Source organism: Candidatus Thiodiazotropha endolucinida (assembly GCF_001715975.1).
GTDB classification, from domain to species: Bacteria; Pseudomonadota; Gammaproteobacteria; order Chromatiales; family Chromatiaceae; genus Thiodiazotropha; species Thiodiazotropha endolucinida.
The window spans coordinates 93,607-113,407 of record NZ_MARB01000001.1; the positions used below are offsets into that span (position 1 = coordinate 93,607).

Annotated in this window: 15 protein-coding genes; 7 read left to right on the forward strand and 8 right to left on the reverse strand. The window is 54.3% G+C overall.

Annotated features, from left to right (window positions below; translation table 11 throughout):
- Window positions 1-12: 12 nt before the first annotated feature.
- From CODIS_RS20315 to CODIS_RS00460, 4 genes are read right to left on the reverse strand one after another with little or no spacing between them, the layout of a single operon-like run.
- Window positions 13-660, reverse strand: a complete 648-nt coding sequence (locus tag CODIS_RS20315) for a tetratricopeptide repeat protein (RefSeq protein WP_162420060.1) — start codon at window positions 658-660, stop codon at window positions 13-15.
- Window positions 647-3,481 carry a tetratricopeptide repeat protein gene (locus tag CODIS_RS00450; RefSeq protein WP_083220450.1) on the reverse strand — a complete coding sequence of 945 codons (2,835 nt, stop codon included), beginning with the start codon at window positions 3,479-3,481 and terminating at the stop codon, window positions 647-649. The genes CODIS_RS20315 and CODIS_RS00450 overlap by 14 nt, the downstream gene beginning before the upstream one ends.
- Window positions 3,478-5,334 (reverse strand): tetratricopeptide repeat protein, encoded by a 1,857-nt coding sequence (locus CODIS_RS00455; RefSeq protein ID WP_154722953.1) that lies wholly within the window; start codon window positions 5,332-5,334, stop codon window positions 3,478-3,480. The genes CODIS_RS00450 and CODIS_RS00455 overlap by 4 nt, the downstream gene beginning before the upstream one ends.
- A complete protein-coding gene (locus CODIS_RS00460; protein ID WP_069120186.1) occupies window positions 5,325-5,852 on the reverse strand; it encodes an AraC family transcriptional regulator in 528 nt (175 codons plus the stop codon). The genes CODIS_RS00455 and CODIS_RS00460 overlap by 10 nt, the downstream gene beginning before the upstream one ends.
- 313 nt (window positions 5,853-6,165) lie before the next feature.
- Here CODIS_RS00460 and CODIS_RS00465 point away from each other — a divergent pair, with 313 nt between their 5' ends.
- On the forward strand, window positions 6,166-7,197 hold the full coding sequence (locus CODIS_RS00465; protein ID WP_162420062.1) for a DUF3187 family protein: 1,032 nt from the start codon (window positions 6,166-6,168) through the stop codon (window positions 7,195-7,197).
- On the opposite strand, the gene lgt is transcribed toward CODIS_RS00465, so the two are convergent.
- The 4 genes from lgt to CODIS_RS00485 all read right to left on the reverse strand — a co-directional run bounded on the left by lgt (window position 7,145) and on the right by CODIS_RS00485 (window position 13,382).
- Window positions 7,145-7,966 (reverse strand): prolipoprotein diacylglyceryl transferase, encoded by an 822-nt coding sequence (gene lgt, locus CODIS_RS00470; protein ID WP_069120192.1) that lies wholly within the window; start codon window positions 7,964-7,966, stop codon window positions 7,145-7,147. The two genes, CODIS_RS00465 and lgt, sit on opposite strands and share 53 nt — an antisense overlap.
- 128 nt (window positions 7,967-8,094) lie before the next feature.
- Window positions 8,095-9,666, reverse strand: coding sequence for a general secretion pathway protein GspF (locus CODIS_RS00475; RefSeq protein WP_201258993.1), 1,572 nt, complete (start codon window positions 9,664-9,666; stop codon window positions 8,095-8,097).
- Window positions 9,667-9,733: 67 nt separating this feature from the next.
- Window positions 9,734-12,184, reverse strand: a complete 2,451-nt coding sequence (locus CODIS_RS00480; RefSeq protein WP_235615086.1) for a LamG domain-containing protein — start codon at window positions 12,182-12,184, stop codon at window positions 9,734-9,736.
- A gap of 4 nt (window positions 12,185-12,188) precedes the next feature.
- Window positions 12,189-13,382, reverse strand: a complete 1,194-nt coding sequence (locus CODIS_RS00485) for a hypothetical protein (protein ID WP_235615087.1) — start codon at window positions 13,380-13,382, stop codon at window positions 12,189-12,191.
- 320 nt (window positions 13,383-13,702) lie between these two features.
- Between CODIS_RS00485 and CODIS_RS00490 the strand changes: the two genes are divergently transcribed.
- From CODIS_RS00490 to CODIS_RS00515, 6 genes are read left to right on the forward strand one after another with little or no spacing between them, the layout of a single operon-like run.
- Window positions 13,703-16,342 (forward strand): HzsA-related protein, encoded by a 2,640-nt coding sequence (locus CODIS_RS00490; RefSeq protein WP_069120208.1) that lies wholly within the window; start codon window positions 13,703-13,705, stop codon window positions 16,340-16,342.
- 2 nt (window positions 16,343-16,344) lie between these two features.
- On the forward strand, window positions 16,345-17,100 hold the full coding sequence (locus tag CODIS_RS00495) for an outer membrane beta-barrel protein (protein WP_069120211.1): 756 nt from the start codon (window positions 16,345-16,347) through the stop codon (window positions 17,098-17,100).
- Window positions 17,070-17,732: an outer membrane beta-barrel domain-containing protein gene (locus tag CODIS_RS00500; protein ID WP_069120216.1), complete on the forward strand. Its 663-nt coding sequence runs from the start codon at window positions 17,070-17,072 to the stop codon at window positions 17,730-17,732. Before CODIS_RS00495 ends, CODIS_RS00500 begins: the two co-directional genes overlap by 31 nt.
- A gap of 10 nt (window positions 17,733-17,742) precedes the next feature.
- Entirely contained in the window at window positions 17,743-18,258 is a 516-nt protein-coding gene (locus CODIS_RS00505) for a TlpA family protein disulfide reductase (RefSeq protein ID WP_069120220.1), read from the forward strand.
- A gap of 21 nt (window positions 18,259-18,279) precedes the next feature.
- Window positions 18,280-18,507 carry a DUF4266 domain-containing protein gene (locus CODIS_RS00510; protein WP_069120224.1) on the forward strand — a complete coding sequence of 76 codons (228 nt, stop codon included), beginning with the start codon at window positions 18,280-18,282 and terminating at the stop codon, window positions 18,505-18,507.
- Window positions 18,494-19,690 carry a DUF3570 domain-containing protein gene (locus CODIS_RS00515; RefSeq protein WP_235615088.1) on the forward strand — a complete coding sequence of 399 codons (1,197 nt, stop codon included), beginning with the start codon at window positions 18,494-18,496 and terminating at the stop codon, window positions 19,688-19,690. Before CODIS_RS00510 ends, CODIS_RS00515 begins: the two co-directional genes overlap by 14 nt.
- The last annotated feature ends 111 nt before the right edge of the window (window positions 19,691-19,801 follow it).

Below are 19,801 nucleotides of genomic sequence, written 5' to 3' on the forward strand. Positions count from 1 at the left end.
ATCCGCTTTCCGCTATTTTGATGACTTGATGCGTCGTTCGAGATCCAGAATCCAGCCGCCAATCTCCTTATCGTTCGTGTCGCCCAATGCCTGGCACCGCTTATAGTGCTGCAGCGCCAGTTCGGGTCTGCTCAGATAAAGATCGTAAAGGATTCCCAGATTACGGTGAGCGAGCAGGTAATCGGGTTCGATTTTCAGGGCCGTGCGATAGGTCTGCTCCGCCTGCTGAAACTTTCCCTGCATCCTGAGTGCGACACCCAGTTGGTTATGGGCGGGCAGGCTGTCCGGCTTCAACTCAAGGGCTGTGGTAAATGACTCTGCGGCCTTGGCCGGTTCGCCTTCATTCAGCTGTATGATTCCCAGGTTGATGTGGGGACCGGGCAATCGGGGATTTTGATCGATCAATGCCTGCAGGTTCAGTTTCGCCTTGTCGATTTTATCCTGACGCATCAACGCAACAGCCGCATCGAATCTTTTTTGCAGTTGCGGGTCGGCGCTGCTCGACTGGTCAGCCCCAACCTCACTGATTGCAGGCCTGGCCTCATCTTTAGTTGCAGTGGTCGTGGTGCTGCAACCCGAAAGAAGCAGGAAAATTGAGATCATACCTGAGACAAGACTGACGCCTGTCCAGTTGCGTGGATGGATACTAATTGATTGCATCGATCCACGCCTCCCGCTTCTCCTGTTTTGCATAGCGCCCGGGTAACAGTTTTGCCAGTGCATTGAAGCTCTTTCTTACCCACTCGTCATAGATTCCGCTGGATACTCTTTCGATATTTGATTCGTAGAGCGAGATCGCCTTCTCTTCAAACGGAAAGGCTTGCTCTTCCAGCAGGATCTCGTATTGCTCCAATTCATCCGTATTCAATCCCTTCGGTCTCTCGGACTCCATCAAGGCTGTCCCGAACTGCCGGTACATTTCACCGATTTGGTAGGTGGCACTGGTCGTGACCTCGGCCACACCATACTTGATAGCCTTTTTATAGGCGCTGATGGCAGTCTGCATCTGTTGTTTTTTACGCTTCAGATTTTTCTCCAGTGGCGCCTTCAGCTTAATACCCTGGAAACGCTTCATGTTTGCCTCAGCAAGTTGCAAAGACGCTTGAGCCGCCAGGTAGCGTGTGCGGTCACTACGTTGCTTTCCAGCACCTGCATCGATCTTGATCAATTCTTTCAGCCACCAGTCCCGCTTACCCTTTTCACCTCTCTTATGGTAAAGCTCAACCAGTTTTTGTCCGCCCTCCATCGCTTGTTCAACCGGAGCCGGAAAGGCCTTGATATAGCTTTTGTAAGCGGCAATCGCCTGTTTCTCTTTGCCCGCTTTTTCATACAGCTCCGCAGAGCGCCAGCCGGCCTCGCGGCGTATTTCGGGGGAGGATGCCTGGGTGGACAGAGTCGCCAGTTCCGCTGCCGCCTTGAGTGGTTGCTTGGTCTCCATGTAGGCGACAGCCAGTTTACTGTTGACCTCCGGTATTAACTCGCTTTTCGGGTATTTGGCCTTATAGGATTCCAGGATTTTAACCGAGCCAGCCCAGTCTCCTGCAGCGATCAGGCTGGCGGCGGCATCATATTCTGCAGTGGACAATATCTCTGCTTTCGGTGCCTGTTTCCCAATACGCATAAAGGCTTGAGCCGCCCCTTTGTGCTTGCCCTGGGAGCGTAATGCCGAACCCTGTTGGTAGATGCTCGCAGCCAGCCTCTCCTCAAGGAGTTTTTTCTCCTTGGCTTTGCCGGGTAGCAGCTTCAGAGCCTGTTGATAGGCGGTTTCGGCAGCCGGGTAGTCCTTTTGCTCGAACGCGGCATGTGCGGCTATTGTCCAGGCAGTGCGTCGCAGTTTTTTCTCGGCAGGTGGGGTTTGATTGGCAACCTGCAACGCGGCACCCCGGGCTCGTCCAGCATCCTTGAGCTGCAGCAGCTGATCAGCCGCCTCAGTCAAAACCGCGGCTCTGCGCGGATCCTTGGGGAAGATATCGCAATATTTCAGGGCACTCTCGACACCCTGCCGGCGCCAAGCCTCCCGTTTGTCTTCCGCCAGCTGTTTACTCTGAGCGGCGTAGGCGAGGAGGGCGGCATAGCCCGCTTCAGCCTGTTTGTCATGGGTCGGCAGACGGTATGCGCTGTCTTCATAGGCAATGACGGCTTCAGGATATTTTTTTAATTCGAACAGCAATTCACCGAGCAGGAAACTGATGCTGCCCGCAGTCGGATCATCGGAAAATGTATCCAGGTACAACCGATACCAGCGGGCAGCTTCGGCGCCTTGTTTCGTCTGTTGCGCAGCGATCTTCCTATCCTTGCTTTTTTTGTATTCCTGGGCCAATGCATGGTGGTATTCAGCAAGCTCCTTCAGGTAGTTCCTCAATTGCTGATTCAACCAGGCCTGATTCTTTCCATCCTGTTTGTTCCAGGCATCGCTCCCTACGGCGTAGTGTTGGACAAATGATTTTTTACTTTCGATGGCGCGTCTCGGGAAGCCATTCTCGGTATAGATGTCGACGACTTTTACTGACAGGCGCGGTGACTGGGGATGGTCCGGGGAGAGGTCCACAAAGGCCAGATAGGCGTCTGCCGCATCCTGGATGCGTTCCTGCTTAAGGTAGAGGTCACCCAGTCCCTGATAGATCATGTACTCATAATTGCGGTGACCCTTACTGTCGAAATATCGGCTGATACGCTTTGCGCCACCGAGTTCAGAGAAGGTCAGGCTGATGACTCTGATGGTCTCTTTCAGCAGCTTCTGATCTGCAGGAGAGAGTTTGCCGACATCAATCTGCTGCTTCTCTTTCAGGTTTCGATCAAGTAACTGTGTGAATGAATCGAGTCCCTGTTCGATATTTCGCTGTTTAAACAGTGACCAGCCATGTTTGAAAAGCGCCCGATCGTAGTAGGGTGTCTCTTTGCTTTGCTGAAGAATGGCTTTGTATGCCGATTCGGCGCGGTTGAACTGCTGTACGACAAAAAAATGTTCACCACGTCGGAACTGTGCTTCCTGCCAATAGGGGCTGTCGGGGTGTTGTGTGACCAGGGCACGCAGGGTCAGCATCATGGTGTTTATGTCACCTTTCAGCTCATATGCCCTGGCCAGTTGATACAGTACCAGGTCCCGTGACGCATAGTTCGGATCCTTACGCAACAAGGATTCATACAATTTGATCGACTTGGATAACTCGGCATCGCTGGGGACAGGCTCGTCCGATGATTGCAACAGTTTGGTTTCACTGCGCTCCAGTTCGAGGTCCGCCAGACGACGGGTCGCTTCGCTGTTGAGTCGTTGATCGGGATTCAACTCCAGGATGGCGCGATAATTTTCTATAACTTCGTTACGGTCTGTGGGGGTGAGCACCTGTTTTTCAACTTTTATCGGTTGCTTTTGAATATCCGCAAGGGTGGGTTCATCGGATTTCGATTTGCCTGCCATCGGCAGGTTTGCACACCCATAGAGAGCGATGCCGAGTAGAGAAATCGAGAGTGACAGCCTCATTTCTCCTCCCCTGCTCTTGCACTGCTGATATCCAGCAGGTTGGCGACGCCGAATCTGGCCTGGACAAGATAGTTGTTGATCAGGCTGCGCCGTTGTTCGAGTCTTTCAAGTGCCATCTCCCGCAACAGCTCGGTTTCGTCTTGCCGTAATGCCTTGACCTGCCGATGAAGCCCCGGCAGAGCCTTCTCGAGTTGTTCGATACGGCTGGAGAACGCATCGAATCGCCCCTCGGCCTCGGCGCGGGCCTTGGCTAATTCGCTCTCCTTTTGATGTGCCGTCTCAATGTTTTGTTCCAACTCAATCATCTGTTTCTTCAATGACCAGACTCTGGCGGGATGTTCAGTGGCTATCCGCCAGGTGAGAATACCTTCCATCAAACGCGCCATCTCTCTTTGAGGAGCCAGTCGTCCGCCAGTGTCGTGTTGTTTAATGATCCGTTTGATTTTATTGATTCGCTCAATCCAGGCTTTCTCCTGCTGGTTGGCAAGGGCGAATGGCGGTTCTTCTGTTGTTGCAACCTGTTCGTAGAGTCTCTTTAACTGCTCTTTTCTGTCAACGACCTGATTCAGATTCTCTCCTTTCAGGTGTTCGTCAACACGAGGCAGTTTCTGGTTATATGCCACCAACTGGTTACTGAGCATTGTGCGATATGAACTGATTTTTTCCCGCCACTGCTGAAGATTTTTCTCCATGTGGCCCAAGTCGCGGTAGTCCTGCAGTCGTTCCTGAAAGGCATTGCCGGAGAGAAGATAGGACAACAGCGAGCGCTTTGGTGAATCGATTCCCGTGTCGTTATCGACTAGCAGATTGTCAGGGAACGTATCATCTCTTACTTGGCTGAGCAGCTGATCCAGTTGAGTGAGCGAGGCGTCATAGGTTGCGATGGCATCGCGATAACCCTGCAACGACTGCTGTTCGGCCGCCAGCTGAGAGAGTACATAGGGAATAGCGAGCTTTGCCTCCAGCACAGCCGGATCACTGGCATTGCGTTCAGCGAGGAGTTGCCACGGGGGCAGCGCCTGCTCCTGCTGATCCAATTGGAGTGAAGCCCAACCCAAACCCAACAGCGCCTGGCTGCTGGCCGGGCTTTTGAGACGGACACGTTGTAGCGCCTGTTGTGCATTTGCCGGTTGCTGCAGCTCCAAGAAAAGGTAACCCAAGGCAAGATTTGCTCTGTCCCTGATGGACTTTGCTTCATTGTCATCATTTTCATCAATCCCGCTACCGATCTCCTGCAGCAAGGCCAATACCTTCTCTGGTTGATCGTTGCGCAGGTAAGCGATGGCCTGATTGTAACGGCCATACAATGTCCATTCGCTTTGCTGTGAAATCTTGTTGAGGTCAGCGAGCGCATCAGATTCGTTTTTCTGCAGTAGGCCGATAAGTCCGCTTAAATGGTGCTTTTCGTCATTGGCTTCAGGCTTCAGATTTTCATCGATCTGGTTTAAAGCGCTTTTTGCAGCCTTCATGTTACCCCGGCGATGGCGGGATTTGCCCAGCTGTAACCAGGCGCGGTTCAACACTTCCGGAGATTTGCTGTTTTGCAGAATTCTGTTGAACAGTCCTTCTGCCGTATTCGGCATGCCATAGGCCAGATAGAGTCCGCCGAGTAGCAACTCCGGTTCATCCGCATAGGCCTGCATCAATCCCTGTTTTCTGGCGGCAAGAAGGCGAACGATAGCGGGAAAATAGTTCTGCTGATAGAGCTGAAACAGGGCGTCGCCATAGTGCAGATCACGCAGTTCCTCAGGCTCGCCGGTAGTTATATCCGCAGTTGTGCAGAGAGGTGTGGCGAGTGAGAGCGTGAGAAGAATGCGGGAGGTCAGGCCGGATAGCACCCGTATTACTCCCACTCCCGGATTTCAAAGTCCGGCTGTTGCAGGGCGACACTGTCGACGATTTTCAGTTCCAGGTATTTCGGGCCGATCCCTTTGCTAAAGCTGACAGTCGCACCCCGTTTGTAATCTCTTCCCTTCGGACCTACCCCTGTGAAGAAGGCAACCAGTTCATGTTCACCCGACTTGATGTTCCCCAGGTAGAGGCGTTGTACACCACCCCGTTGCAGTGCCTTCACCTCCCGCTCGGTATAGAGGTGGTTGGTGAGTTCCTTGTTGTCTATATGCAATTGCACAGAGTCAAGTTTAAAATAGTTGCCGATATCCAGGGAGAGAAAGATCGATACCTGGGTATTGCCTGGGAACAGCAGCTCCTCCTCCAGGATGAAGAGTTCTCGATTGAGCTCGATCACAGCCTTTTTCAGATCCTCGACCTGTGTGTCAAGGCCCTTACCCTTATCACTCAAGGGCTCGGCAGAGAGAGAAAAACCGAGGCAGCATAGCAGCAGAAGTGCATTTCGGATTAATGTCTTCAAGATATTGATTCCCAGATCATTTTAAGCAGCGTCATGAAACAATAAATCTATATGAATTAATGCGTTGCGTTTGCGATCATAGTCACAGGTTGAAATGTAAAGTTGGTATTTTATGCCCAAACATCATGATAGGTTATGTGAATTGTATTCGCCACACAGCAGGCACTGTAATGATAGTGCCCGGATCAGCTAAAGACTAGCGATCAATTTCGGTGGTTATGTAGCTGAATTACAAATAGTTTTTTATTTATTGAATTAAATGTGCAGGCTGTCTTGGTGTTGGATGCCTGTCGTTAGATGTCGAGGATCGATCTTGATAGCCATTTTGCGGAATATATGTAACCTCGCCCTGTTTGGGTTGCTCGCTCTCCCGTCACATGCGGACAGCGGAAATATCGATCCATTCCATGTGCGCAATATGAACCCCTTCACCCTAATCTACGGTTTACCGGCTATGGCCTCATCCCATCTGTTGGCGCACAACGAATCTTATCTGCAGTTGACTGCGGATATCGCCAACAACTCCATACAGAGTGACTCGGATGGTGAACGAATCAGGCTGGATGGGGAAACATACAGATTGGCGCTGATATGGAAGCGGGGGATTGCAGAGAATTGGCAGATCGGTATCGAACTGCCTTTCCTGACTCATCGTGAAGGTTTGATGGATGGCCTGATCGAAAATTGGCACGACATATTTGGGTTGTCCAATTCCGATCGCAATGACTGGTCCAGAAATCGTTTGGTTTTTCGCTATGAAAATGACGAGGGCGAGCGGATACTGGTCGACCGGAATAAGAGTGGAGTAGGGGATCTAGTGCTCACGCTCTCCCATGCGTTGGATGTAGCTGCTGAGAGTGACAGGCGATTGGCGCTCCACGCAAGCCTCAAACTGCCCAGCGGAGACGCTGATGCGTTGTTGGGTAGTGGAGCAGCTGACCTGGCTTTGTGGGCAAGCGGTTCGGAGCGACGAATGTTGTGGCAATGGCCTCTGCATATCTATGGCCAAGCGGGTCTCCTGCTGAAAGGTAAGGCTGACCTGTTGCAGGATCTGCAGCGGGATGTTGTGTTTTTTGGCGCCCTGGGAGTGGGTTGGCGGCCAATGAACTGGTTGGATCTCAAAGCGCAGGTCGATACCCACTCTTCACATTACGACAGCAAGCTGGATCAGCTCGGGGGTACTGCATTGATGTTGACGGTTGGGGGGTCGATTCACCTGGATGCGGATTCCCATCGTATCGATATCTCAATCGGCGAGAACCTCACCACCGATTCAGTGCCTGATTTCATGATCAATCTGGCCTATGTGCGACGCTTTGATGCCTTGGGGGTCTCAGGGCAATAATCAGCAACACGCATCCCGCCAGGATAAAGGGAAGGCTCAACAATTGGCCTGTATTTATCCAATGGTCGATGGCATAGGATGCCTGTTTCTCTTTCACAAACTCGATAGCGAACCGTGCACTGAATACCGTAAGCAGAAAAGCGGCAAATAGGAATCCCGGTTTTGCGGTGCTATCGCTGCGTCGATAAAGGGTCAATAAGAGAAGGAAAACGAGTGCGTAGGCGATGGCCTCATAGAGCTGGGCCGGGTGTCTCGGTAGCTTATCGATACGCTCGAATACAATCGCCCAGGGCAGCGAGGTTTCCGTGCCATAGATCTCTGAGTTGAACAGATTGCCCAGGCGAATGAAGGCCCCGGCCAGGGCGGTGGGGATAGCGAACCTGTCCAGTAACCAGAGGTAGGATTCCGCTGTCTGACGCTTATGCAGATAGAGGGCCAACATGATGCCCAGTCCGCCGCCATGGCTCGCCAAGCCTCCCTCCCAGATGGCGAGTATCTTCAATGGGTGAGTTAGATAGTAAGTGGGATCATAGAGCAGACAGTGTCCCAACCGAGCGCCGACGATGGTACCGATCACCAAATAGAGTGAAAGTCGCTCAAGGGATTGGCTGTCGCGTCCCTCACGCTGGTAGATCCAATGGATGAGCTGGTATCCCAAGAGATAGGCGGTGGCGAACAGTACGCCATACCATCGGATATCGAGCCCGGCAAATGAGAGAAGTGTCGGGTCAGCATTCCAGACGATGTAATCATGAGCCAGTCGCTCCATCCTGCTCAATACGCCTCGTGGGTGGTGGTGAAGTTACAGATCGGCGATTCTAATCAATTCGGCCGATGAATGGCAGCCATGCAGGAAGCCGGCATAACCCTGCGGCCTTTTAGCAGACCCGTGTTCAGTTATGCGATTGGATTGAACGCGGTCAAGCTGTCCAGCATGGCGGTATTGCCGAGACTGGTACCGAACAGAGTGTTGAACTGCCCCTGTTCGCCGTGCAGCGCCAGATAGTTCAGCGCCACAGTCAGCACCAATTGATTGACATTGTTGGCGGCCGGGCTGGAACCGTTGTCCACCGCCCCATCGGCGGAGAAGTGGCCGATTTGCTGATGACGCAACTGATCGTCGGCTGAAGCTCCTGCAAGCAAGGGTTGCCCCCCCGGGTTGTAGACCAGGAAGAAAGAAGCGGCGGTGGATTGGTTGTCACCGGTCCAGACTCCCTTGCCACGCCCATCCGCGGAGTTATCGAGGGTGCCGTTACTCGAGACTGAGCCGTCACTGAAGACATACAGCATCAAGGGCATGCCGAGGCGCGCGGCATACTCCAGGCAGGCCCCCATACAGCGTCCGGCGCGCAGATCGCGGACCTCGCCTACGGCACGGTCGCCGGTGTGGTAGTCGTAGCCGCCCATGGTAATTGTGCCGGCACCGGCATAGCCGTTGATGACCAGTTTCATGACCGATGCGGTCTTGCGGAATTCACCGTCATTATCGAACTCCGCCTGAGTGAAAATCGGACCGATGATATCGGGGTCGGCAGTGACATCGAGGGCGGCCGGATCGCCATAACGGTCGACCAGGTCGGCACTCTTGACGTATCCGCAGCGTATCAGTTCCTTGACCACGTCGTCGGTGCTGATACCGGTGCTTACACTATTCAGTTTCATGTCGGAGATACGTTGTATCGCCTCCATCACGGCAACGGCATCGGACTGATCGAGCAGGCCTACCAGCTTGCCGGTATCAACCAGGCCGGTCGTGTCGCTGGGCCGATCGACCTTGGTGGGACGGACGGTCGGGTCGATTTGATCCGCGGGCGCCACTGAATTGCCGCCGGAATCCGAGCTGCGTGATCCAATCAGGGTCAACAATTCACCGTCGGCGCCACAGCGGTTGATGGCGTACATGGGATTGTGCGGATTGATGCCGGTATCGTTTTCCGATCGGGCCGGGATCATGGCGCCATTGATATTGACTCGATTGCCTGCCGAGACCTTTTCCAGGATGCCGCGCAGGAAGGCACTGTCCGAATGGAAGGCAAGACCCAGTTCAGTATTGATGAAGTCGCTCAGGCCGGTATCCGGATTGGTAATGGGCGGCACCATGTCTCCGGGCAGGCCGAGACGGTTGTAACCGGCCGTGGTGAGAAAATCGAACTGACCTCCCTCGCCGCCCACCAGCACATTGGAGCCGGCGATATTGGCCCCGCCCGCGAGATCGAAACAGATAAAGGGGATCTTGCCACCGCCAAGGGTATCTATGCCGCAGATATTCTTCAGGGCCTCGAGATCGGATGAGAGGGCGGCCCTGGCCTCGCCGGGATTGGCGAACAGGCCGAACAGTGAAGGGGTGGTGACGGCGCCCAATCCCGCCATCAGACCCTGGCGGATAAAATCCCGACGTGTCACCGGGCGCGGATGATCCGGATATAGCAATGGAGCATCAGGAGAGAGGTTCTTCACTTTTCTGCGCATGATTTCTTTACCGTTAGTCACACAGGCTGTTTGTTTGGGGCGTATTCCTGATCCATTAATCTTTATCCTACTGGAGCAACACGACAGCGCTGCCGAGCAGTGAGGCACAGGCTGCCTTGGTCGCTTTTTCGGTACGGTCCGCATCACAGCCGCCACTGCACCGGGCCAGACCCACACTGCCTGTCAATAGATTCATCAGTTCACCCTCGACAAGCGATGGTGAGGGTTGGGTTGTCAGCTGCTCACCCATGAAGCGGCTCATCAATGGAGCAACTACCTGGTTCTGCCAGGTGGAGCTCTGGATGTCGTTGGCGTTCGCGTTGAAATCGAAACCGGGAAACAGCCCGGCCCGTAGAGCTGCATCGTCGACCAGGGCACTGCAATACTCAATCGCCAGTTGCGATACCGCCACCTGATGGGATGAGAGAAAACCACTGATTTCTTCCGACGAGGGAAGCTGTTGCCTGATCGTGGTATAGGTGGTCTGCACCGCCTCCAGGGTGGGGTCGACACCGGTCAGGGAAGACATGGTGGCATTGATCTCATCAAAGGTACGTAAACCGATCAGCGGCAGGGGTTCGCCATCCGCCGGCTCGGCCGGTGGCAGCACCGCCGGTTCGGAATAGACATTGGTATGTGTCCCCAATCGTTCGAATGTCAGGAAAAACTGATCGTTTTCGGCGCCCTTTTCTGAGGGTATGGTGGTCGCCATATTCGACAGCCGTTGACCATTGGCGGTGTATTCGCTGTCATTAATGGTGATTGCCAAGCGTGAATAGGCTTGACCGACGGCCGCCTCCTTGCCATTGATGCCGATACGCATGCCCTCGAGGGGAACGGAGCCTGGCAGTACGCCTTCATCGAGGCTGATGAATTTAGGCTGACGGAACAGATAACTGTAATTGTCGTACTGACTGACCTCGAACATCACATAACTCTGCGGCAGATTGACCAGATCGGTGACATTGAACAGCAGGAAGTATTTCTCACCCACGCCAGCGTCAAAATTCTGTTTGATCTGCTGCGCCGTCAGCGCTCGGTTGTGGATCGCCAATAGCCGTATCTTGCCTGCCCAGGGACGGTCACTGGAGGCCTCATTTCCCAGTACCAGGGCGTAGCTGTTATCCCAGTCATTCAGATTGCCGGGTTCGGTTTCGTCCAGATCATCGGTAAACACCCCATCCACATAGAGGCGTCGCCCATTTTCGGGATCGAATGTGGCCACCACGTGTTGTTCCGTTGCCTGTAGATCTTCATCATCGTCAGCACTGGAGTGGGCCGGTTCGCCATTGCCGTCGGTAGTGCTGGAGCGGTGCAGATAGTTGTAGTTGTAGAGGGTCTGGCCGAGGGTGAAGTTGCGCACGTCGGTACCGGCGGAGTAGCTGATGATCCGAGCGGGCCCCTCCTGAGTTACATTCGCGGGGACTACCCATGCCTCGATGGTGTACTCTCCTGTGGCCTGAACCAACTGGGCTATTTTACTGCTGTCGCCGGTACTGCCTTGGGCCTTACCGTCGCTGAAGTCCAAGCCCCAACCCTCAACCCAGGTGACATTGCCGCTGATGCTCAGGTTGATCGCGGGATCGACGCCACTGGTATCGTAGGCGATGTTGCCGTTACCTGTCTTGAACTCATACAGGGCGACGACATCGTTCTCCTGCCGGCTGCCTCCGCTGGCGACCGTTCCTTCAGGCAGGCTCAGGGCCCGGCTAATGACCAGGTCCGGATCGATGGGGGTTGGCGATATGTTGCCGGCCATTTGATCGATGGCGCTCTCCATCTCCTGAGCATTGTCACTGCAATCATCCCAGCAGTTGTGGAGTTCGATGAGACGCTGCACCAGGCGTGAATTGACAGGCGTATCCAGGTCGATCGAGGTCTTTACTGCGGCATAGGCAATTCCGCTGTCGGCGGTGGCAAAGTAGGGGGACTGGGGGGCGGCCGCATCCTCCACATGACACTCGGCGCAGTAATCCGTCAGCAACGGGTGCACGTAGGTTGCAAAAAGGCTCGAATCATCGGGAAAGGATTTGCTTTCGCCGACCACCTTGTCCGGCGGCGCCTCGAGTTCGATTTGTCGTCCACCACCGGATCCATCGCCAACCCAGGATTCGATATAGCTGGTGATGATAGTGGCGCAAGCGGTGTCACTGGCCTCCCAACAGTTATGTCCATTCGCAACCTTGGTGACCAGCGATGATTGATCCGGCTCCTCTCTGTTGACATGGGGATTGGCTGCTTCATAGGCTTGATTGACATCGTCCTCGCGCACGAACTGAGGTGCCTGACCTCCCGTGTTGTGACAGGAGCCGCATCGGTTTTCCCCACGCAGGGGTTCCCACACACTGATCCGAAAACCCTGGATGTCGGAGGTGCGTGCGGCCGGCCCTGTATAGGTGCTGGTGGTGACCGTGGTGGGTTGCAGAGTCTCGGTGCTGACTCCATCCTGACAGCCTTGCAGTCCGATGACGGTAAATATGGAGAGAGTGAGATGTAGTGCGTTTTTCTGCTTGCTCACTGAATCAATCCCCTGCGCAATAGACCGCGGCTTCAGCGAATACGCGTTTCATGTTGTAATCGGTTTTGAAACTGCTGGTGATCTCCGCGATGCGGGTTCGGTCAGCGCTGTCCACAGGGGGACGCAGACAGACTGCCTGGAAGGCCTTGCTGACCTGGCATTCCGCAAAGGCATGGGAGTTGGCAAGTTCCTCGCCCATCGATTTGGCGCCTGCACCGGAGCCTGGCAGATTCGGGTCCCAGCCCAGCACCGAATTGGGGCCTTCCCGCCAGTAGTTATCCCAATCGTCATTCGTCGTGACATAGCCGTCCTTGAAGACGCTGCTGTTGATCAGGTACTTGGGTTGCACGCTATCGCGTGTGTAGGAGAGGAGGCCGGTTTCCGGATCATCGGTATATTCGTAGTTGTAATAGGCATAGGCCTGTGCCAGGGGGGCCATGCCGGCATGACATCCCAGACAGTTGTTGAACCATACACGGCTGTCCCCTCCGGGGCTGCGAGTGGCGTCCTGGCGGATCCGGTCGGAGGCCCGTGTCGGGTCCTTGATCAATTCAAGATCCTTGCATAGATGATTGAGCATGGTGAAACGGAACATGGCTCGATTCGTACCATCGATAAAGAACGCCCTTGCGGCCGCGCGGGTGGTGATGACACCTGCGGTTCCCTCCGGCGGAAGTCCGGTCACACTCGACTGGGTGGTTTGCTGCAGCTCATTCTTGAGGTTCAGGCCCAGGGTCTCCATCGCCTCATAGTGGTCGTTATTACTGTTGGAGTAGGCCGGTGCGTTACTGCCGATATAGAGGATGTCTGCAGAGAGCAACTGGTTGAAAGGAACATCATCCCTTACCATTCCGATCACAGTGGCGCTGTAGTCATTCAGCGGAGCAAAGGGTGTCATCTCCTCGTTGGTCCAGGGAGTGGCCCAGTTCTTCAGTGTGACATTGTAGAAATCGGGATGCTCTGTGGCGATCATGGCAGCTGCCAATGGATCACCGTTGGTTTCGATTTCAGTGACCATTTGTGCCAGGATTTGAGTACCTGGTGGTACCCCGGCTATCCGGTCGTGCATGCGTTTGGCCTGTTCACGCGGTCCGGCCGATGCGGTGACAGTGAAGAGAGATAGCAGAATCAGAATAAGAAACGGCCGTGGCTTTTTAGGAATCGAAATACTATCTCTGCATTGGCCCTGAAATGACATGATGAACGTGCCCCTAAATCCACCTTTAGACTAATCCCGAAGTGTCCTTCGAGTCTTTGTTTGCCGTCTCTTTCCTTCTATATCTTTCCCTGTTTTTGTCAATCCAAAGTGGCGAATACGTGACTTCTGTTTTTACAGTGTGTGAACTTGCGCACTGATTGGTGACTTCGATGAGGTAGACTCTCAAGTCCATGATTTTATTAGTCGATAGCACGAGTCAATGCTTGTTTTGAATGGTGTTCGATGACATATCGATGGTTAACCACAGATGGGTTATCAGGCACGGTTCGATCAGATTTCCCGGAGGAAGCTAGCTACAGATGAAACGGGTTGCCGCCATGAAGACGTTGCCAGGCCTATGCGCTGCCTTGTTCATCCTCGGTTTGCAGGGATGCGGCAGTGGCAGCAGCCAGGAGCAGGATCCGGTTGTCGTTGATTACCCTGTCGCCTATGTGAAGCGGCCGATTACTGAGACAACCAATACGGACATCCGTGTCAGTCAGGTCAGCGAGGCGGGCGGAGACCTCTATCTGAAGGATTACGCCGCAGGGGGAGCCGAGGAGGTCAACCTGACAGGATCGGTAACCGAGGGTGAAGGTGATGTGCGTGATGTCAGCGCCTCATTCGATGGTAGCAAGCTGCTGTTCTCTCTCAGGCTGCCCCTTATCGAGGATGCTGAGCCTGAGGATCAGCCGACATGGAATATCTGGGAGTACGACATTCCAAGTCAATCATTGAGACGTGTCATTGTCTCGGATATCACTGCCGAAGATGGTCACGACCGCTTCCCGCAATATCTGCCTGATGGACGTATCGTTTTCTCTTCCACCAGGCAACGGCTTGCCAAGGCGCGGCTGCTGGACGAGGGCAAACCCCAGTATCTTGCCATGGAGGGATCGGTTGATGAGCCGGCCATGGTTCTCCACGTCATGAACAGTGATGGTACCGATATTACCCAGATCTCGTTCAATCGTAGCCATGACTTCTCTCCCAGCGTCCTTGCCGATGGTCAGATTGTGTTCAGCCGTTGGAACAATGCGGACGGCAACGATGCCATCCATCTCTATCGCATGAATCCGGATGGCACCGAGTTGGAGCTGTTGTATGGATTGAACAGCCATGATTCGGGAACCGGGGGCGGCACGGTGCAGTTCTTGCGCCCGATCGAGATGCCGGATGGTCGTATTCTGGCGTTGCTGTTACCCTTCGACGGTACCGATGAGGGTGGCGACCTAGTCTACATAGACAGCGTCAACTATGTGGACAATGATCAGCCCACATGGGAAAACACGGGCCTGACAGGCCCGGCACAGACCCAGGCGACCATACTTCAGGTCACCACCGATGGCAGTCTGTCGAGCGGTGGACAGTTGCGCAGCGCCTACCCGCTGTTTGACGGAACGGATCGGATGGTGATCAGCTGGAGCCAGTGCCGTGCGCTGGAGGATGATATTATCGTACCCTGCACCGAGGAGCGTCTTGCCAATCCCGATACCGAAGCAGCGCCGCCGCTCTACAGCCTTTATATCTATGATGGCGATACGCAGACCCAACAACCGATCGTCAAACCGCAAGAGGGTGTCATCTACACCGATGCGGTGATCGCTGTGGCGCGTGCCGTTCCGACGATCCGACATGACAAAACAGCGGGTATCGATCTTGACCCAACCCTGGTGTCGGACAAGGCCGGCCTGCTGCATATACGCAGTGTCTACGATCTGGACGGCGTGGATGCGGCCGATCCCGATATACCAACCCTGGCCGATCCCGCCCAGACCCGGTCGGATCAACGTCCGGCAAGGTTTCTGCGCCTCATCAAGCAGGTGACAATCCCCGATGATGATGTGCTCGAGTTTTCAAACAGCGCGTTTGGCGCGACCGCGCAGTTCGGTATGCGTGAGGTGATCGGCTATGCACCGATCGAACCCGATGGTTCCGTGCAGGTGAAGGTGCCGGCGAATGTTCCCGTCAGTTTCGCCATACTCGATGCGAATGGACGACGCATCGATCAACCTCATGGCTTCTGGCTCCAGTTCAGACCGGGAGAGGTCGTGAGTTGCGGTGGCTGCCATGCTGCTGACAACCCGCTTCCCCATGGCAGACTGAGTGCCGCGCCACCCAGTGTCTATAACGGCAGTACAGGTAGCGGTCTGCCATTCCCGAATGCCAATCCGGAGCTGTGGAGCGATTTCGGAGAGACCATGGCGCAGACACGCAACCGTCTGCAATGCAGAGCCGGCGCTTGTGATCCAACCTTGGACCTGCTGTTCACCGATGTCTGGACGGATCCGGCCATGAGAGAGCCTGATACGGAATTCAGCTATCGGTATGCGGACCTGGAGACGGAGTCGCCCCTGAGTGACGCTGCCTGTAGCGGCAGCTGGAATGTGTTCTGTCGTTCCATCATACATTACGAACAGCATATCCATCCGTTATGGTCGCTGCCACGACCGGTATTCGATGCCTCCAATACCCAGGTCGACGATCATACCTGTACGCTCTGCCATGACACGGATGACAATGGGGTGACCGTGTTACCGGATGCCCAGCTGGATCTGAGTGATGGTCCATCCGAAGATGAGCCGGACCACTTCGCAGCCTATCGGGAGTTGCTTGTACCGGATAATCTGCAGCAGGTCGTGGACGGTATTCTGGTTGATATTCTGGTGCCGCAAACGGATGAAAACGGCCAACCGCTGTATGAAACCGATGACAACGGTGAGCTGGTCCTGGATGGATCGGGCAATCCTGTTCCACTGCCTGATGCACCGGTGCCGGTGCCGGGAGGAGCCTCGATGGAGGCGGGCTCGGCGAATAATGGCCGCTTCCTTGGGCTGTTTGATCCCGGTGGCGTGCATGCGGGTTATCTGAGTGACGCGGAGAAAAGACTGATAGCTGAATGGCTCGATATAGGCGCACAATATTACAATGACCCTTTCATGGCACCACTGGATGAGTGAGTTTGAGACTTCTTAGGTTAAAGCGGTATCTGTGGACGAGCTGGCTGTTGATCTGGCTGATACCTGCAACCAGTGCGGGAGAAGAGGAGTATCAACGGGTTCAGGTGACAGCCCCCTATATTGAAATGCACACCGGGCCGGGGCGTTCCTATCCCATCGTATATGTCGTGGAAAGGATGGAGTGGGTCGAGGTTCGAAAGCGTCGTACGGATTGGTTTCAGGTTTACACGCGTCGCGGTCGTTCTGGATGGGTCAGCCTGGAGCAGATGCGCCAGACTCAAACCGCGGATGGTGAGCGGCTTAAGCTGGTCGGCTATACACAGGATGATTTCAGGAACCGGGAATGGGAATTCGGTTTTTATGGCGGCGACATGGAGGGCGCCACACTGCTTGGTTTATATGGTGGTTACTCGTTCAATGAAAATCTCTCCGCTGAGCTCAGTCTGTCTCAAGCCTTGGGTGATTTCTCAAGCGAATACCTGTTTGATGTCAACCTGCTGTCTCAGCCCTTTCCCGAATGGACCTATAGTCCGTTTTTCACATTGGGAGGGGGTGTGATTCGCACCGAGCCCAAGTCGACATTGGTTCAGGCTGAGGATCGTACCGACACTACGGCCCATGTCGGCGCCGGTCTGCGTGTCTATCTGACGCGGCGTTTTTTTCTGCGCGGAGAGTTTCGCCACTACACCGCATTCACCAGTCGTGAAGACAATGAGGAATTTGACCAGTGGAAAATCGGACTCGGTTTCTTTTTCTGAGCATCGCGTCACTTCTGACGGCCCTGATAATGCCGCCGTGTATAGCCGCTGAGCCTATCGGAGAGGGGCTGCGTGAGGATCTGCTAATTGAGCCTGAGATTGCACGCAGGGAGATTGTGGAACCCGAGATCGATACAGAGGATTTCGAGATTGGGATCTATGCCGGTTTGATGAACATAGAGGATTTCGGGACCAGCGGCGTCTTCGGCGCCCGTTTCGCCTATCACCTTACGGAATCGATTTTCGTTGAGGCGGCGATCGGCACGACCGAGGCCAAGGAGACGAGTTTCGAACAGCTGGGCGGCGATGTTCAGCTGCTCGCCGACGATGACCGTGACTTCACCTATTACAACCTCTCCGCCGGATACAATCTGCTTCCCGGAGAGGTGTTTCTGGGCGGTAAGTATGCCTATAACAGCCAGTTCTATCTGATCGCCGGAATCGGCAGCACCCGCTTTGCCGGAGACGACGAGTTTACGGTCAATGTCGGTGCGGGGTATCGACTTTTGATCAATGACTGGCTGACCCTGCATCTTGATGTCAGGGATCACATGTTCGAGTCAGACCTGCTGGGGGAGACGAAGACAATTCACAACTTCGAGCTACACGGTGGCCTGACATACTTCTTTTGAGGGAATAGCGATGTTGAGTGAACGCCTAATTCAATTCCGATTGCATCAGTTTATCGTAGCCGGTGTATTGCTATTGGCTTGCGGATATACCGTTGCAGCCAATCAACCATCCATGGCGCCTGATTTCACGCTCAAGAGTCGAGAGGGTGTGAATATAAAGCTGAGTGAACTGCGAGGACAGGTAGTGATGGTCAATTTCTGGGCCTCCTGGTGCGGTCCCTGTCGCCAGGAGATGCCACTGTTGCAGCAGTTGTTCGATCGCTACCAATCCCTGGGTTTTTCACTGCTGGGCGTGAATGTGGATGAAGACAGGGCCGCAGCTGATAAGATGCTGAGTGACCTCCCGGTGAGTTTTCCCATTCTCTATGACGACCGTAGCAAAGTGAGTAAACAGTATCAGGTCAAAGCGATGCCAAGCACCTTCATGGTCGACAGGGATGGACGGATACGTTATCTCCATAAGGGATATAAACCCGGATATGAGGAAGAGTACCAGCAACAGATTCGTCAGCTGTTGCGTGAGTAACCATTGATTGAAGTGAAAACGATGCTATACAGAATCTGCCGGTTTTTGCTCTCTCTATCCATTCTCGCCAGTGCAGGGTGCAGTATCGAGCCCTGGGTACAACCCTATGAGCGTGCCCATCTGGCCGACCCGATCATGAGCTTTGAGCGCGACCCTGTTGCGAGCGCCTACCGAGACCATGTCTATCAGACCCGAGAGGCGGCACGTGGCGCCGAGGGCGGTGGCGGAGGGGGATGTGGCTGTAACTAATCCCACGACCATGCGAGGCGCTATTTCGATTGTTTCATGGCCGATATCCAAGCAAGGCCTTTTCTGTCTGCAAATAGTGCTGCTGTTAACGTGCAGTACGGGATTGCAGGCTACTGTTCTTCCGGAAGACAGGGCGGATATCATGTATCACCGTTACGATGGCGGTGGTGTCGAAGTGGATGGGCCATCGATCCTGGTGCGCAAATCCTTTTCCGGCAATGTGTCGCTGAATGCCAACTACTATATCGATTCCATCTCAAGCGCCTCGGTGGATGTGGTCAGCATGGCGTCGCCCTATACCGAGGAACGTACGGAAACCAGCCTGGCGCTGGATTATCTGCACAACAAGACCTTGATGAGCCTGGCGCTGACCAGCAGTGATGAGAGCGACTATCAAGCCGAGACCGGCAGCTTCTCCATCAGTCACGACATGTTCGGCGACCTCACAACCGTCTCACTCGGGTATGCGGTGGGCAATGACGATATCAGCCGCAATGGAGACAGGGATTTCGGAGAGTCCCTGAAGCGGCAGAATTACCGTATCGGTGTCAGCCAGATTTTGACCAAAGAGAGCATTCTCGACATCGATTGGGAGACGATCACCGACGAGGGCTACCTGAACAACCCCTATCGCTCCTATCGATTTCTCGATCCACTCAGTGAGAACGGATATGGCTTTCAACCCGAGAGGTATCCGAATACACGCACCAGTAACGCCCTGGCCTTGCGTCTGAAATATTATCTTCCCTACCGTGCCGCCTTGAGCGGTGAATACCGCTACTTCAACGACACCTGGGGTATCAGTGCCAACAACGTGGAATTCGCCTATACCCACCCCCTGGAGAAAGACTGGGTGGTCGATGTCCGTTATCGCTACTACACTCAGAACGCGGCCGATTTCTACAGCGATCTCTTCTCACGTGTGAACGAGCAGAATTTTCTGGCACGGGACAAGGAGTTGAGCACGTTTCAGAGCCACACGATCGGCTTTACCGTGAGTTATGATTTTCATCCTGAGAGGTGGCAGTTTATAGACAATGGCAGCCTCAATTTCTCCCTCGACCTGATTCGGTTCGAGTATGACGATTTTCGCGATATCACCCGCGGCGGTGTCGCCGGTGAGGAGCCCCTCTACTCATTTACAGCCAATGTGATCAAGGCCTATCTCTCGGTCTGGTATTGACCGTTTATTTGCCGTTGAATCCCGTGCTCCTGTGTGAGTATTCATTCATTGCCGTGGATTTCGCCTGGGTTCCACACAGGAACGTGAGGAGAAGACAAGTTTGAATACCGG

Coding starts and splice junctions, on each gene's coding strand:
- CODIS_RS00490 (WP_069120208.1), top strand. CDS start 13,703: ATGAAACGGGTTGCCGCCATGAAGACGTTGCCAGGCCTATGCGCTGCC.
- lgt (WP_069120192.1), bottom strand. CDS start 7,966: ATGGAGCGACTGGCTCATGATTACATCGTCTGGAATGCTGACCCGACA.
- CODIS_RS00505 (WP_069120220.1), top strand. CDS start 17,743: ATGTTGAGTGAACGCCTAATTCAATTCCGATTGCATCAGTTTATCGTA.
- CODIS_RS00475 (WP_201258993.1), bottom strand. CDS start 9,666: ATGCGCAGAAAAGTGAAGAACCTCTCTCCTGATGCTCCATTGCTATAT.
- CODIS_RS00450 (WP_083220450.1), bottom strand. CDS start 3,481: ATGAGGCTGTCACTCTCGATTTCTCTACTCGGCATCGCTCTCTATGGG.
- CODIS_RS00510 (WP_069120224.1), top strand. CDS start 18,280: ATGCTATACAGAATCTGCCGGTTTTTGCTCTCTCTATCCATTCTCGCC.
- CODIS_RS00485 (WP_235615087.1), bottom strand. CDS start 13,382: ATGTCATTTCAGGGCCAATGCAGAGATAGTATTTCGATTCCTAAAAAG.
- CODIS_RS20315 (WP_162420060.1), bottom strand. CDS start 660: ATGCAATCAATTAGTATCCATCCACGCAACTGGACAGGCGTCAGTCTT.